Consider the following 13,637-nt stretch of genomic DNA (forward strand, 5'->3'; position numbering starts at 1 on the left):
TAGCTATAGCGAAAGCAAAAACAGGATCAGCGGCGGCGACAACAGCGACAGAATGAAACCGCTGACCACCGCAATGGGCACACAGGCAATCCCGCCATGCTGCTGGATGACCGGAAGGGTGAAGTCCATCGAGGTGGCGCCGCCGTAACCGATCGCAAGCGGCGTGGCGCGGTGAATGACCAGCGGTATCAACAAAAAGGCCAGCAGCTCCCGGGCCAGATCGTTGAAGAATGCGGCTCCTCCGAGCACTGGCCCTAGCTGATCGCCGATCAGAATGCCAGACAGGGAGTACCAACCGAAGCCGGCGGCCATCGCCAGGCCTTCGTTCCAACGCAAATCAAGAAGCGGCGCGGCCAGCAACCCGGCAACCAGGGAGCTGGCCGCCACCGTTATGGCAATCGCCAGGCCGTGACGATTGAGCAGAATCTGCTTCAAGCTCATGCCGGAATTGCGTAGCTGACAGCCGATCAGCGCCAACAATACATAAAGCACCCATTCCGCCAGCTGTTCCGCCAAGGCGGCTACCGTTGCCCAGCCTAGGCTGCCCAACACCACGCCGGCCACTACACCCAACGCCACTACGCCAGCCAATGCAAGCGAACCTGCCATGGCCGCCAGCTTGCTGGTTGGGGCATCCTTGACCACCGGTGAAGTGCCGGCATGCAGGCGGCTACGTCGGGATAGCCACCAAAGCGCGGCCAGGTTGATGGGCGTGATGATGGCAAACAGCAGAAGCGCCTGACCGCCCATGCGGGCCAATTGGCCGCCGAGATTTTCAAGCCCGGTCAGGCTGATGCCCATCAGCGCTAAGATGACGTAAACGGAAAGATTGACGCCGCGATTGATGAGCGCAAGAACGCGCTCGTCTTTCACGGGCACCAGATAACCTAGAATCAGAGGCAGTAAAATCAGCAACAGACCGGCCAGCATCGAAATTTTCCAGCAGCGAACGGGGCGGTCTACTTTAGCGGTTAGTGCAACGACTCGTAAGTGAGTTTCGCTGATATCCCATCAGGGTTGCTGATTGCAGGCTATTGAGAGGCAGAATTTCCGAGCGCGAGACGGCTCAGGGTGAGATGGCTCTTGCGCTCGCCCTCACGCTGATACTCGAAGCTCAACAAAAGCCCAGGCATGTCGGAATGAAAGCCAATAAACATATGGCGATCGCGTTCTTCAGGGTCCCAGACATCGACGACGACGCGAGGAAAAGTACCCGCAGGCACGGTTACTTGATCATGCTTGACGACCCGGTACTTCAGCAGCTTTTCTTCACCTTTATGGTTTAAAAAGCTAAAGCGACAGGGAGCGACCTGACTGTGGGTACAGCGCGCATTCTTGGCGGCACGGGAAAGGATGAACAGCGCCGTCTGCCTGTCCGGTAGATGGCTCAATTCGTTGGCATCGAGCTCATAGCGTTCGCCAAAGCCCAGAAAGCGATAGCCACTGGAATAGAACTGGGCATTTACATCGTTTCCCGCCAAGCGAAAGCGACTGAGCTCATCCCCCTTTGCCGTGGCAATGGAAGCGCTCATCTCGCTCTGCCATAAGGCTCCTTGATGGGATAGCCGGTGATGAATTCGCGCATCCGGCCAGCCCTTGATGACAAGTGAATAGGTAGCCTTGAAGGGTGCCGGCGTCGCCTGAACCTGATTCTGAGCCAACCCTGGCTGAATGGCCGCTACAGATAGAATAAAGAATACGAGTACATTGTATGCTGCCGCTTTCATCAACCTCTCCTTGACTGATTGTTCTTTGCCGTTGCTATCACGCTAGCATTTTTCACGCGAGTCTAACGCTCTCGTGCAGGACTTGCGCTTGCCCACTACGCTGCAGTGACACGCTGTGCTGTTCGTCATCCTGAAAACTGGAGACCTTAATGACTCAGGCAGTTCAATGAGCTGCTGAGCCAGGTATAGGGAAGACGAAGAATAAAGAAGGATGCAAGACAGTATTACTGTCGTCTGTTCGTGGTCGATGCGAGCTTGAGATGGTGGTGCAAACAATAAAATGCAGGAGCTGGAACCAGTACTGTCCTTTCACCGGAGCAGGAAAGTAGAACATCATGCAATCACGTCGCGATTTTCTCACTACTACGCTCTGGTTGGGCGCCGGCCTGACATTCGGCACGTCTTTTACGACGCTCGCTGCCGATGGCCAGAACAATGCTGATGCGTTGCCGCCTTCGGAAACGTTGCGTACCCGCACGATTCCCGGCACCGACGAACAGCTCCCGGTTATCGGCGCAGGCACTTCCGGCAGTTTCGTGACAGACATTGGCTCGGACAAGTATCAACGTCTCAAAGAAGTCATGACCATCTTCTTCGCAAACGGTGCCAGGGTGTTCGATACGTCACCGAACTACGCCGGTGCGGACCGGATACTTGGCGCCTTGCTGGAGGAGGGCGGTTGGCGCGATCAATGCTTCCTGGCGACCAAGATCGCCGCAGACAGCCGCGAGGTGGCACAGCGACAATGGGCAGGCTCCCTGGAAGCCTTGCGCACTGATCACGTTGAACTGTTGCAGGTCCATAACCTGCGGGACTGGCAAACCCAGCTTGCCTACGCACGAGAGCTCAAGGAGCAGGGCAAGACACGCTACGTGGGCATAACCCATTACACGCCCTATGGCTTGGATGAAATGGCGCGCATCCTGCGCCAGGAACCGCTGGACTTCATTCAGATCAACTATTCCATCACTACACCCCAGGCCGCTCAGGAAGTGCTTCCCCTGGCTCGGGGCAAGGGAGTAGCGGTCCTGATTAACCGCGCTTTCGATGACGGTGATCTCTTCTCCAAGGTGGAGGATAAGCCCCTGCCCGGTTGGGCCGGGGAGGTCGGCGCGCAAAGCTGGGCACAGCTGTTTCTCAAATTTGCCATCAGCCATCCGGCGGTGACTGCGGTGATTCCGGCTACCAGCAAGCCCGACCATCAGCGGGACAATCTCCGGGCCGGTTATGGCCTTTTGTTGAGCGAGGCACAGCAACGCGAACTGATCGCCATGGAACTCTAGGTGAATGGGTTTCTTGACGCGCCTGTTCAATCTCCGCCCAGGAGAAGCCCCGCCGGTAGTGGCCGGCCTGATCCTGTTCTTTCTATTGTTCACCGGCTATTTCATGCTGCGGCCGGTACGGGAAACCATGGGCGTGGCCGGTGGCGTGGACAATCTGCAGTGGCTGTTCACCGGCACCTTCGTGTCCACGCTATTGGTACTGCCGCTTTTTGGCTGGCTGGCATCCCGGGTGGCCCAGCGACGTATCCTGCCCTACGCCTACGGCTTCTTTATCCTCAACCTGCTGCTGTTCGCGGCGTTGTTCCTGAATCAGCCGGACAATCCCTGGCTGGCGCGCACCTTCTATATCTGGCTATCCGTGTTCAATCTGGTGGCGATTTCCCTGGCCTGGAGCGTGCTCGCGGATGTCTTTTCCACGGCCCAGGCCAAGCGCCTGTTCGGCATGATGGCAGGGGGCGCAAGTCTGGGCGGTCTGGTAGGGCCCAGCGCGGGGATCTTGCTGGTCGCGCCCCTACGGCACAGTGGTCTGCTGGCGTTGGCGGCCCTGTTGCTGGTGGGCAGTGTCGGCGCCGCCATGTGGCTCTACCGCTGGCGTGACAGACACCCGCTGGCCCAGGACGAACAGCCTGCAGAGGAGAAGCGCCATGTCAGCCTGGGGGGCAACCCCTTCGATGGCGCCGTGGAAGTGGCGCGCACCCCTTTCTTGATGGGTATTGCCCTGTTCGTGGTCCTGTTGGCCAGCGTCAGCACCTTTCTCTATTTCGAGCAGGCCGAACTGGTGGCGCAGCGCTTCCCGGACCCTGTCCAGCAGACCCAGGTATTCGGCCTGATCGATATGACGGTGCAGGCCCTGGCGATCTTCACCCAAGTCTTTCTTACCGGACGTATCGCCCAGCGCCTGGGCATCGGCGTGCTGCTGGTAGCGGTGCCGCTGGTGATTGCCGGCGGTTTCCTATGGCTGGCCCTGGCGCCCACCTTCGCCGTATTCGTGGTGATCATGGTGGCGCGCCGGTTCGGCGAGTACGCCTGGTGCGTCCGGGGCGGGAAATGCTCTACACGGTGGTGTCGCCGCAGCAGAAATTCAAAGCCAAGAACTTCATCGACACCGTCATCTATCGTGGCGGTGACGCCATCAGCGGTTGGCTCAAGCGAGGGCTGGATCTGCTTGCGGAACTGCCGGGGCTTGCCATGTTCATCGGCGCCGGCATCGCCCTGACCTGGGCCGGTACCGGCTTTGTGCTGGGTCGCGCCCAGCGGCGACGGGAAGCGCAGAGCATCGCGGTGTACTAGACGAATATCCGCTTGAGACGTTTCATGACCCTCTGTCTCGTTGCGATGAGTCGAGAGGTTGGCCGGGGACCAACACGAATTCGCCCCCGGCCGGTTCAGGATCAGTTACGGCGATCCCCATCCCCGCGCTGCTCCATGCGCTCGGCCTTCATCTCCCGGCGCTCGGCCTTCATCTCCCGGCGCTCGGCTTTCATTTCCTGACGCTCGGATTGCATCTTGGCCCAGATGTCACGCTGTTCTTCATCTAGCACCTCATAGAGGGCGCTGTATGTATCCGCACGGGACTGAACCCGCTGGCGGGCCATTTCGGCAGCCTTGTCCGCCGCCTCTTCAACCCTGGCCTGGTAGTCACTGCTGGTCGGGTCGCCGCTGAACAGCTGTGGACGATCCTGGTCTTGTTTCTGCTGGCGCTGGTCACGGCGCTCCTCGCGCTTTTCGTCAAAGATATCGCGCATTGCATCGCGCTGGTCTTCGCTTAGGCCAAGGCGCATGGCCATGTGCTCGAAGCGGTGCTGGCTCATCTTGCCCTGGGAGCCATGCATCATGCCGGACTGCTTGCCGCGCTGGCAGTCGCGCTGGGAGTGCTTGCTGTAACCGTCGCCACCGCCGTTGTAGCCGCCACCGGACCAGGCCAGGGCTAGCGGGCTGACGCTCAATGTGGCGGCAATGGCCAGGGGCAGGATCAGCTTGCGTGAAGTTGGAAATTTCATGATGTTCTCCTCGTGGTTCGCTGTGGGCCAGGGCGATCGCTCTGGATTGATGACAGCGTACCGCTTGGGGTGTCAGGTGCCGTCAGGGCGATGTAAAGATTGAGTAAAGGCGGAGAATGGCACTGATGCAGCAGGATACAATCCAGGCAGAACAATCGAGACGAGCCTCAAGCGGAGAACAACGAGTGCAGAGCCGCATCTTACTCATCGAGGATGACGACGAACTACGTAGTCTGCTGGCGCGCTATCTGAGCGGCCAAGGACTGGACGTGCGAGAGGCAGCCAATGGTCTCGACGGACTGGCGCTTGCCCAGGATGAGCTTGTCGATCTGGTGGTACTGGACATCATGCTGCCGGATATCAACGGTCTGGAAGTATTGCGCCGCCTGCGTGGCAGAACGCGCCTGCCGGTGATCCTGCTCACGGCGCGTGGCGAGGAAACCGATCGCATCGTCGGTTTCGAGGTCGGTGCCGACGACTATATTCCCAAGCCCTGCAATCCGCGAGAGCTGGTCGCGCGCATTCAGGCCATCTTGCGACGCGTTGCCTGGGATCGGGAAACCGATATCGATGACGCCCAGACCATAGGCGATCTGCGTGTCGAACCGGATCAGCGCCGGGTCTTCCAGAACGGGCAGCCGCTGGACCTGACCGCCACGGAATACGAGATCCTTCAGGTGCTGCTGAGCCGGGTGGGGTCGGTGGTGCGCAAGACCGATCTGATGCAGTGGGCCCTGGGCCGGCGATTGACGCCGCATGATCGCACCCTGGACATGCACGTCAGCAATCTGCGGCGCAAGCTGGACGGTGGGGAAGAATCCCGTATCGAGACGGTACGGGGCCTGGGCTACAGCTATCGGAGCCCGGCATGAGACGCCGTCTGGGTTGGCCGCTGTTCTGGCGTATCTTCCTGCTGATCTGGATCGCCATGATCGCCGCCGTGTTTGCCAGCAACATGGCGCTGCACGAGTTGGCTCGAAGGGAACGTGTCCAGCTCGAACAGCGCGAGGATCTCATGAGTCTCGCTCGGCAAGCAGTCGAATTGGAAACCTCGAACCAGCGCCGTGCGGCCCGGCGGTTTCTCCACCGGGCAGGTCAGCGCTTGCAACTGCAGCTGATTCTGCTGGAAGGAGACGAAACTGAAGGCATCGGTCCGAGGAGTCATCCGCGCAGTCGTCGAGAGGGCTATCCTCAGCGCCCGGCGGTGATCGCTGCGCCGCAAGGGTATCAGTTACTGGCCTGGCCGCGCGGTGGGCGTGGCCAGGGCTGGCTCGATCCTCGCTGGTTTCGATCGGTTGAACTTGGCCTGACGTTTGGCTTGATTACCTTTGCCTGCTGGTGGATTGCTCGTCACATCAGCCGGCCGCTGCGCCAGGTGGAAACCACTGCGCGCGCCATTGCCGAGGGCGATACCTCGCTGCGGGTGAGCGCAACCGTCGTCGATCGGCGTGACGAGATCGGCGCCCTGGCAAGCGCTTTCAACGCCATGACGGCGCGCCTGGACACGTTGCTGACCCGCCAGCATCAGCTTTTGCGTGATGTTTCCCACGATTTGCGCACGCCCCTGGCGCGCCAGCGCGTGGCCATCGAGCTGGCCGCGGACGGCGGACAGGAACCGGAGCTGATGACGACGATCTTGCGCCAGAACGAACGATTGGAGGCGATGACGGCACAGCTTCTCACGCTGTACCGGGTGAGCGAGAAGGGTGAGACGATCGCGCGGCAATCGCTGCGTTTTGTCGAGGTATTGAAAGAGGTATTGGACGGAGTGGCGGATTATGCAGCCCAGCGTGGCGTAGATTGCCAGTTGAACGTAAAGGAGCATGCAGACGAGGCGACAATTCTCGGTGACGCTGATCTGATCCATCGCGCCTTGGATAACGTGTTGCAAAACGCGCTGGATCACTCACCCTCAGGCTCCGAGATCGATATCAAGGTGACACTGGAAGAACAACGGCTGGTCTGCGAGATTCGCGACGAAGGCCCCGGTGTCCCGGATGAGGACCTGAACAAGCTGTTCGAGCCCTTCTTCCGCTCGGATCAGGCCCGGGGGGGCAAAGGCTGGGGGCTAGGGCTCGCCATCGCCAAGGATATCCTCGCGGCCCATGGCGGGAGCGTCGAGGCAGCCAATAGCGCCTCGGGTGGGCTAGTGATCAGGCTGATCATGCCATTATCTATTCCAGTTTCTAAGGCTTGATTCGATAGCCGGTCTTGAATATCCAGGCCACCACGCCGAGGCACAGCCCCAGAAACAGCAGGATCATGGCCAGGCTTGCGGTCACGCTGACGTCGCTGATGCCGTAGAAACTCCAGCGAAAGCCGCTGACCAGATAGACCACCGGGTTGAACAGGGTGATGGTCTGCCAGATTGGTGGCAGCATGTTGATCGAGTAGAAGCTGCCGCCGAGAAAGGTCAGCGGTGTGATTACCAGCAGCGGCACCAGCTGCAGCTTCTCGAAGGTATCCGCCCAGATGCCGATGATGAACCCCAGCAGGCTGAAGGTTAGCGCCGTGAGCACGAGAAACAGCAGCATCCAGAAGGGGTGCTCGATGCGCAGTGGCACGAACAGATTCGCCGTGACCAGAATGATCAACCCGAGCACGATGGTCTTGGTGGCGGCGGCTCCCACGTAGCCCAGCACGATCTCGAAGTAGGAGACCGGGGCGGACAGCAGCTCGTAGATCGTGCCGGAGAATCGAGGAAAGAAGATCGAAAACGAGGCGTTGGATACGCTCTGGGTCAGCAGCATCAGCATGATCAGTCCGGGCACGATGAAAGCGCCATAGCTCACCCCTTCGACCTCGGTAATGCGTGAACCGATGGCGGCGCCAAATACCACGAAGTAAAGCGATGTGGAAATGACCGGCGATACCACGCTCTGCAGCAGGGTGCGCTTGGCTCGGGCCATCTCAAAACGATAGATGGCGGCAACGGCTTGAAGGTTCATGGGCGCTCCCTTACCAGGCTGACGAAAATTTCTTCCAGGGTGCTCTGATGGGTACGTAGATCCTTGAAATTGATACCCGCTGCGTTGAGTTCGCCGAGCAGACCCGGAATGCCGGTACGATCCTGTTGAGAATCGTAGGTGTAGACCAGTTCATGGCCGTCTGAGGCGAGTTCCAGATCGTGGCCGTTCAGATTGCCCGGAATGGTCTCCAAGGGTTCCTGTAATTGCAGCGTCAGCTGCTTGCGTCCCAGCTGCTGCATCAGGGTGGCCTTCTCTTCTACCAGGATGATCTCGCCGTTGCTGATCACGCCGATGCGGTCCGCCATTTCCTCGGCTTCCTCGATGTAGTGAGTGGTGAGGATGATGGTCACGCCGCTTTCGCGCAGCTTGCGCACCACCTCCCACATGTCCCGGCGCAGCTCCACGTCCACGCCGGCGGTGGGTTCGTCGAGAAAGAGGATCTGCGGTTCATGAGAGAGCGCCTTGGCGATCAATACCCGGCGCTTCATGCCACCGGAAAGGGTGATCAGCTTGTTGTTGCGCTTGCCCCACAGGGCCAGGTCCTTGAGCACTTTTTCGATATGCTCCGGACTCGCCGCCTTGCCGAACAGGCCACGGCTGAAGCTCACCGTGTTCCAGACGGTTTCAAAGGCATCCGTGGTCAGTTCCTGGGGCACCAGGCCGATCTGGGAGCGGGCCTTGCGATACTCCTTGACGATATCAAAACCATTCGCCAGCACCGTGCCTTCGCTCGGGTTGACCAGGCCGCAAATGATGCTGATCAGGGTCGTCTTGCCGGCGCCGTTGGGGCCGAGCAGGGCGAAAATCTCGCCGCGCTGGATATCGAGATCAATCTGCTTGAGGGCATTGAAGCCCGAGGCATACGTCTTGGACAGGTGCGAGACGCTAATGACCGATGACATGCAGTGTCCTTGTCGAAAAGAGATAGGAGCGTCCGGGGTATGATCGCACAGGTTCAACTGGATGAACGAAGGGAGGCTTCTTTCGTCGCAACCGGCTCTGGTGCGTCGTTCAGGAAACCACCGGATTGACGGCGCCATAGCCGCGCATAGAGACCATTCTGGCGCAACAGCTCATCATGGGTGCCGGCCTCGACGACACGGCCGTGTTCCATCACCACCAGACGATCGAGCATGGCAATGGTGGACAGCCGGTGGGCGATGGCGATGACGGTCTTGCCCTGCATCAGGGTGTAGAGCTGTTCCTGAATCGCCGCCTCGACCTCGGAATCCAATGCCGAGGTGGCCTCATCGAGAATCAAAATCGGCGCGTCCTTTAGCAGCGTACGGGCAATGGCGATGCGCTGGCGCTGACCGCCAGAGAGCTTGACGCCGCGCTCGCCCACATGGGCATCATAGCCGGTGCGTCCTTGAGGGTCGGAGAGCGCACCTATGAATTCGTGAGCGTGGGCACGACGCGCGGCATCGATGATCTCGGCTTCCGAGGCCTCCGGGCGACCATAGCTGATATTGTCTCGCACCGAGCGGTGCAGCAACGAGGTGTCCTGGGTCACCATGCCGATATGACGACGCAGCGATTCCTGAGTTACCTGGCTGATGTTCTGGCCATCGATCAGAATACGCCCGCTTTCAAGCTCGTAAAAACGCAGCAGCAGATTGACCAGGGTCGATTTGCCCGCTCCGGAATGCCCAATGAGCCCGATCTTTTCCCCGGGTTTGATGGTCAGCGAGAGGTTCTCGATGACCCGCTGGGACTGTCGATCCGTCAGCGCCTCGCCATAATGAAAATCAATCTGCTCAAAGCGTATCTCGCTCTGGATAGTCGCAAGCGGTGCGGCATCCGGAGCATCCGCAATGGCGACGGGTTGGGAAAGGGTGTTGATGCCATCCTGTACGGTGCCGATGTTTTCGAACAAATTGGCAATTTCCCACAGAATCCAGTCCGACATGCCGCGCAGGCGCATCACGAGGCCAATGGCCAGGGCAATCGCACCCAGGGAAATCAGCTCCTGATGCCAAGTGATGATCGCAATCGCGCCGACGGCGACCAGCAGCAACGAGTTGAGGGTCTGCAGCACCACGGTGAGCTGGGTGACCAGGCGCATCTGCCGGTGCACCGTGCCCATGAACCCTTGCATGGCGCCCTGGGCATAAGCCTGCTCCCGGCGGGTATGGGCGAACAGCTTGATGGTCTGGATATTGGTATAGCTGTCCACGACGCGACCCGTCATCTCCGCCCGGGCGTCCGCCTGGGCCATTGACACCTTGCGCAGGCGCGGCACGAAATAGACCATGATGGCGATGTAGCCTGCCAACCAAAGCACCAAAGGGAGGGTCAGCCAGAGATCGCTGCTGCCCATCAGCCATAGGGCGCCGAGAAAATAGACGATGATGTAGACGAATACATCCATCAGCTTCATCACCGTCTCGCGTACCGCCAGCGCCGTCTGCATGATCTTCTGCGACACCCGGCCGGCAAATTCATCCTGAAAGAAAGGCAGGCTTTGATCCAGCACGTAGCGATGGGCAAGCCAGCGCACCAGCATGGGGTAGTTGCCGAAGATCCCTTGATGGGACACCAGCGAGCTTGCGAGCACCAGCAGCGGAAAGACCAACAGAATCAGCGCCGCCATGCCGGCGAGCTGCCAGCCGTAGTCCGCATAGAAGTTTTCTCGGGAGGCGTTGCTCAGCCAATCCACTAGATCGCCCATGTAGGCAAAGAACATCACCTCCACGCTCGAGACCGCTGCCGTCAGCAGCGACATCAGGATCAACAGCGGCAGTACCGGCCGGGAATAGTGATAAAGAAACGCAAGCAATCCCTTGGGCGGTGTCCGAGGCTGAGCTTGAGGGTAGGGATCGACCAGCTTTTCAAAAAAGCGAAACATGGCAACCTGTAGCGGCGTGATGAAGCGAAAAGAGCGCCATGGCATAAGTTGCCATGGCGTGGGGATGATACTACGTAAGCACTGAATGGTTTTTTGCGCGACTCAATGACTGACCGCGAATGGGCTACTCGAGTTCGACGCTTCCATCGAAATCGATCTTGAGATTGAGATCACCGATCTCCAGCGTCATGTGAGCAGGCAGGGTTTCATCGCCTTTCAAGCGACCTTCCTCGATAGCCTTGTTGACCGCCTGCTCGATCTCCCACTGAGAGCCGACGCCGACTTTCTTCAGAAACTTGCGAATACTCAGGTTGAAGGTTTCCTCATTCATGATGACATCCTTGACGATATTGGCGTGAGTGATCGTAATAGCCTAACGCTGGACGCAGCACTTGTCTCGCAAACACTCAAAGTGCGCGTTCCGATGTTGCCAGTCGCACCCCCAACGCCACCAGCACGGTCCCCAGCACTCGATCAAGCCACTTGCCCAGTCGCGGGCTAGTACGAAAGAAGTGAGTCGTGCGTGCCGCCAGCAATACGATCGAACACTCGATGATCACGGCGACAATATTGACCGCAAGCCCCAACAGAATGAGTTGAAGCGCCACGGGCCCTGCATCGACACGGACGAACTGCGGCAGAAACGCCATGAAGAAGATGGCGACCTTGGGATTGAGTACATCGATCATGACGCCTTGCTTGTAGGCGCCCCAGGCGCTGACGTGCTTTTTGTCCGCCGCTGCGGCATCGAAGCCTGCTCCGCTAGAACGCAGTGCCTGAATGCCGAGATAGATCAAGTAGGCGGCGCCGATATATTTCACGATCGTAAAGGCCACGGCAGAGGTCATCAGGATTGCCGAGATACCTGCGGCGGCGGCCACCACATGCACGAAGGCCCCAGAGCATACGCCCAAGGATGAAGCAATGCCGATCCGGCGGCCATTGGCGATGGTGCGCGACAGGATGTAGATCAGATCCGGCCCTGGCGAGATGTTGAGCACGATCGCCGCGCCAAGAAATAAAGACCAGTAGGTCAAGTCGATCATGGCAATACCTTCATGCGCTTGTTTGTTTCATCATGGCGAATAAAGTCCACTAAAGAACTCTACTCTCGACCGTCAACAATAACGAGGCGTGCAGGCTATGGCACAAACAAAGAACGTCAACTTTATCGATGAAAGCGAGGCGGCTGCATTGCTTCCCAGCCTGCCCGATCCCTTTGCGGTTCTATTCGAGCGGGGCGACGTTTCCGTCGAGCTGTTTTCTCCGCGAGGCGTTGATACGCAAACACCTCACGCTCAGGACGAGATCTATATCATTTCCTCGGGTCGTGGCACTTTTCGTCTTGAAAATGAGCTGTTCGATTTCGAGCAAGGCGACTTCTTCTTCGTGCCCGCGGGAGCAGAGCACCGCTTCACCGAGTTTTCAGACGATTTCAGAACCTGGGTGATTTTCTTTGGGGCCCACGTGACTGATTTTACACCACCAGATAACCGATCTTCTGCGCGGTTCGCTCGATGACGCTGGTGAGTGCTACGTCCTGCAGTTGACGATGGAAAAGGGGACGTGTGGCGATGGCTGATGTTCCCCGTTCGAACAGGGCGATGGCGGGTCGACCAGGATACATCGAGGAGGTATAGAGAATTCCGTCCGTGTCAGGGTAGGCGTCGTAGAGCCGTTGTGCCCAGCGTCGAGCCAAGGCGCGATCGCAACCTCCGATGGTAGAGGCACGAAGCTTGGTGGCGAAAGCGCCGGTCAGGTCTAGAAGGGTCACGTCGGCTTCCAGGGCGAAACAGCACAGCACCGGAGTTCGGGATCGAGTATTGATGACTCGCGCTGTCTGAAAGACTTCCGCAAGACAGGTAGGAATGGCCTCTGCTCCGGTCGCCAGGTACATGATGCCCCGGGACTGTTCATAGGCCCCACCGTCGCCATCGGGTAAGTGGTGATCGAAGCGCGAGGCGGTAGGACCAAAATAGCGAAAGCTGTCCCAGTTGGTGGGATATTCGCCCCCGGCGAAGAAGAGTCGATATACCTGCTCGCCCTTTTCCAGAGTGACGTTTACCGGAAGTAGGGTGCGCAATGCTTCCAACGACAACGGTTCGTCGGTCTTGATCATCTACAGCTCGCGGGCCATTCGTATCACCGGATCCGGGGAATGCCCGGCCAGCAACCAGTCGCGTGGGCTGAGTATGGCGTCCAGCAGATCCGATTCGAGATCCGCGTGTGGCGTGAGAAAGAAGCGCTCCACGGCGAGAGGATGAGCGCTGACACTGAGGGCGTTCAATACCGGCTCAAGATTGGGCAGGGTGGCCGATTCGCCGAACTGCCAGCGAGGATAAACGCGCCGATTGGCGGAGGTCAGCGCATAGAGCGAGCCTTCGTCGGTACGTTGCCGAATGCGACTGGTCGTGACCTCCAGTAATGTAGCGACCTCGCTCTGGCGATAAGCACGCTTGACCAGTTGGGCATACTGCGCGACCGCCGAGCGCAGATTGTACTGCGATGCCATGCGGTTCGGCTCACCAACTCCCTCGGCGCCTCCTGCCATGAGAAGGCGCTCCTCATCTACAGACAAGGCATTGGTCGGGTTGGCCTGTTCGTATATCGGATGCTCACGAAGGAACTCGACCGCACTCGCCGCAAGGCTCTCGATATCGGGAATACCTGCCTTTTCCAGCACGTGCATATCGTCCCGGGAGATCATGGCATTCACCTCACAACTTACTTTGGCTTAAAAAGATAGAAACCGTTAATGATGTCACTATAACGCTGTTCGTGGCATCTCACCATTCAGTTTTTTTGAGTCG

Annotated in this window: 15 protein-coding genes; 5 read left to right on the forward strand and 10 right to left on the reverse strand. The window is 58.9% G+C overall.

From position 1 onward, the window contains the following. Positions 1-3: 3 nt before the first annotated feature. Positions 4-930 carry a lysine exporter LysO family protein gene (locus CH74_RS07150; RefSeq protein ID WP_048306778.1) on the reverse strand — a complete coding sequence of 309 codons (927 nt, stop codon included), beginning with the start codon at positions 928-930 and terminating at the stop codon, positions 4-6. A gap of 101 nt (positions 931-1,031) precedes the next feature. Continuing rightward, positions 1,032-1,727, reverse strand: coding sequence for a hypothetical protein (locus CH74_RS07155; RefSeq protein ID WP_048306779.1), 696 nt, complete (start codon positions 1,725-1,727; stop codon positions 1,032-1,034). 335 nt (positions 1,728-2,062) lie between these two features. Between CH74_RS07155 and CH74_RS07160 the strand changes: the two genes are divergently transcribed. Both CH74_RS07160 and CH74_RS07165 read left to right on the forward strand, forming a co-directional pair. Continuing rightward, a complete protein-coding gene (locus CH74_RS07160; RefSeq protein WP_048306780.1) occupies positions 2,063-3,010 on the forward strand; it encodes an aldo/keto reductase in 948 nt (315 codons plus the stop codon). Between the two features lie 4 nt (positions 3,011-3,014). Further along, positions 3,015-4,226 (forward strand): NTP/NDP exchange transporter, encoded by a 1,212-nt coding sequence (locus tag CH74_RS07165; RefSeq protein ID WP_253272988.1) that lies wholly within the window; start codon positions 3,015-3,017, stop codon positions 4,224-4,226. Positions 4,227-4,401: 175 nt separating this feature from the next. On the opposite strand, the gene CH74_RS07170 is transcribed toward CH74_RS07165, so the two are convergent. Beyond that, positions 4,402-5,010, reverse strand: coding sequence for a Spy/CpxP family protein refolding chaperone (locus CH74_RS07170; protein WP_048306781.1), 609 nt, complete (start codon positions 5,008-5,010; stop codon positions 4,402-4,404). 185 nt (positions 5,011-5,195) lie between these two features. On the opposite strand from CH74_RS07170, the gene CH74_RS07175 reads away from it, so the two are divergent. Then, positions 5,196-5,882 (forward strand): response regulator transcription factor, encoded by a 687-nt coding sequence (locus tag CH74_RS07175; protein WP_048306860.1) that lies wholly within the window; start codon positions 5,196-5,198, stop codon positions 5,880-5,882. Continuing rightward, positions 5,879-7,207, forward strand: coding sequence for a HAMP domain-containing sensor histidine kinase (locus tag CH74_RS07180; protein WP_048306782.1), 1,329 nt, complete (start codon positions 5,879-5,881; stop codon positions 7,205-7,207). Before CH74_RS07175 ends, CH74_RS07180 begins: the two co-directional genes overlap by 4 nt. Here the strand turns inward: CH74_RS07180 and CH74_RS07185 are convergent. The 5 genes from CH74_RS07185 to CH74_RS07205 form a co-directional block, all read right to left on the reverse strand. Beyond that, on the reverse strand, positions 7,197-7,958 hold the full coding sequence (locus CH74_RS07185; RefSeq protein WP_048306783.1) for an ABC transporter permease: 762 nt from the start codon (positions 7,956-7,958) through the stop codon (positions 7,197-7,199). The two genes, CH74_RS07180 and CH74_RS07185, sit on opposite strands and share 11 nt — an antisense overlap. Next, positions 7,955-8,881 carry an ABC transporter ATP-binding protein gene (locus CH74_RS07190; protein WP_048306784.1) on the reverse strand — a complete coding sequence of 309 codons (927 nt, stop codon included), beginning with the start codon at positions 8,879-8,881 and terminating at the stop codon, positions 7,955-7,957. The genes CH74_RS07185 and CH74_RS07190 overlap by 4 nt, the downstream gene beginning before the upstream one ends. Positions 8,882-8,934: 53 nt before the next feature. Continuing rightward, positions 8,935-10,872 carry an ABC transporter ATP-binding protein gene (locus CH74_RS07195; RefSeq protein WP_048306785.1) on the reverse strand — a complete coding sequence of 646 codons (1,938 nt, stop codon included), beginning with the start codon at positions 10,870-10,872 and terminating at the stop codon, positions 8,935-8,937. A gap of 79 nt (positions 10,873-10,951) precedes the next feature. Further along, complete coding sequence (locus CH74_RS07200; protein ID WP_048306786.1) at positions 10,952-11,158, reverse strand: DUF6494 family protein; 207 nt, start codon at positions 11,156-11,158, stop codon at positions 10,952-10,954. 76 nt (positions 11,159-11,234) lie between these two features. Beyond that, positions 11,235-11,873, reverse strand: a complete 639-nt coding sequence (locus tag CH74_RS07205) for a LysE family translocator (protein WP_048306787.1) — start codon at positions 11,871-11,873, stop codon at positions 11,235-11,237. A 97-nt stretch (positions 11,874-11,970) separates the two neighbouring features. On the opposite strand from CH74_RS07205, the gene CH74_RS07210 reads away from it, so the two are divergent. Then, entirely contained in the window at positions 11,971-12,348 is a 378-nt protein-coding gene (locus CH74_RS07210; protein WP_048306788.1) for a cupin domain-containing protein, read from the forward strand. On the opposite strand, the gene CH74_RS07215 is transcribed toward CH74_RS07210, so the two are convergent. Beyond that, positions 12,305-12,946 (reverse strand): RES family NAD+ phosphorylase, encoded by a 642-nt coding sequence (locus CH74_RS07215; RefSeq protein WP_048306789.1) that lies wholly within the window; start codon positions 12,944-12,946, stop codon positions 12,305-12,307. The genes CH74_RS07210 and CH74_RS07215 overlap by 44 nt on opposite strands. Further along, positions 12,947-13,534 (reverse strand): hypothetical protein, encoded by a 588-nt coding sequence (locus tag CH74_RS17720; RefSeq protein WP_053070664.1) that lies wholly within the window; start codon positions 13,532-13,534, stop codon positions 12,947-12,949. Between the last annotated feature and the right edge of the window lie 103 nt (positions 13,535-13,637).

Origin of the sequence: Halomonas sp. PR-M31, assembly GCF_001039575.1 — a bacterium.
Lineage (GTDB): Bacteria > Pseudomonadota > Gammaproteobacteria > Pseudomonadales > Halomonadaceae > Modicisalibacter.

Coding starts and splice junctions, on each gene's coding strand:
- CH74_RS07150 (WP_048306778.1), bottom strand. CDS start 930: ATGCTGGCCGGTCTGTTGCTGATTTTACTGCCTCTGATTCTAGGTTAT.
- CH74_RS07155 (WP_048306779.1), bottom strand. CDS start 1,727: ATGAAAGCGGCAGCATACAATGTACTCGTATTCTTTATTCTATCTGTA.
- CH74_RS07160 (WP_048306780.1), top strand. CDS start 2,063: ATGCAATCACGTCGCGATTTTCTCACTACTACGCTCTGGTTGGGCGCC.
- CH74_RS07165 (WP_253272988.1), top strand. CDS start 3,015: ATGGGTTTCTTGACGCGCCTGTTCAATCTCCGCCCAGGAGAAGCCCCG.
- CH74_RS07170 (WP_048306781.1), bottom strand. CDS start 5,010: ATGAAATTTCCAACTTCACGCAAGCTGATCCTGCCCCTGGCCATTGCC.
- CH74_RS07180 (WP_048306782.1), top strand. CDS start 5,879: ATGAGACGCCGTCTGGGTTGGCCGCTGTTCTGGCGTATCTTCCTGCTG.
- CH74_RS07185 (WP_048306783.1), bottom strand. CDS start 7,958: ATGAACCTTCAAGCCGTTGCCGCCATCTATCGTTTTGAGATGGCCCGA.
- CH74_RS07190 (WP_048306784.1), bottom strand. CDS start 8,881: ATGTCATCGGTCATTAGCGTCTCGCACCTGTCCAAGACGTATGCCTCG.
- CH74_RS07195 (WP_048306785.1), bottom strand. CDS start 10,872: ATGCCATGGCGCTCTTTTCGCTTCATCACGCCGCTACAGGTTGCCATG.
- CH74_RS07200 (WP_048306786.1), bottom strand. CDS start 11,158: ATGAATGAGGAAACCTTCAACCTGAGTATTCGCAAGTTTCTGAAGAAA.
- CH74_RS07205 (WP_048306787.1), bottom strand. CDS start 11,873: ATGATCGACTTGACCTACTGGTCTTTATTTCTTGGCGCGGCGATCGTG.
- CH74_RS07210 (WP_048306788.1), top strand. CDS start 11,971: ATGGCACAAACAAAGAACGTCAACTTTATCGATGAAAGCGAGGCGGCT.
- CH74_RS07215 (WP_048306789.1), bottom strand. CDS start 12,946: ATGATCAAGACCGACGAACCGTTGTCGTTGGAAGCATTGCGCACCCTA.
- CH74_RS17720 (WP_053070664.1), bottom strand. CDS start 13,534: ATGATCTCCCGGGACGATATGCACGTGCTGGAAAAGGCAGGTATTCCC.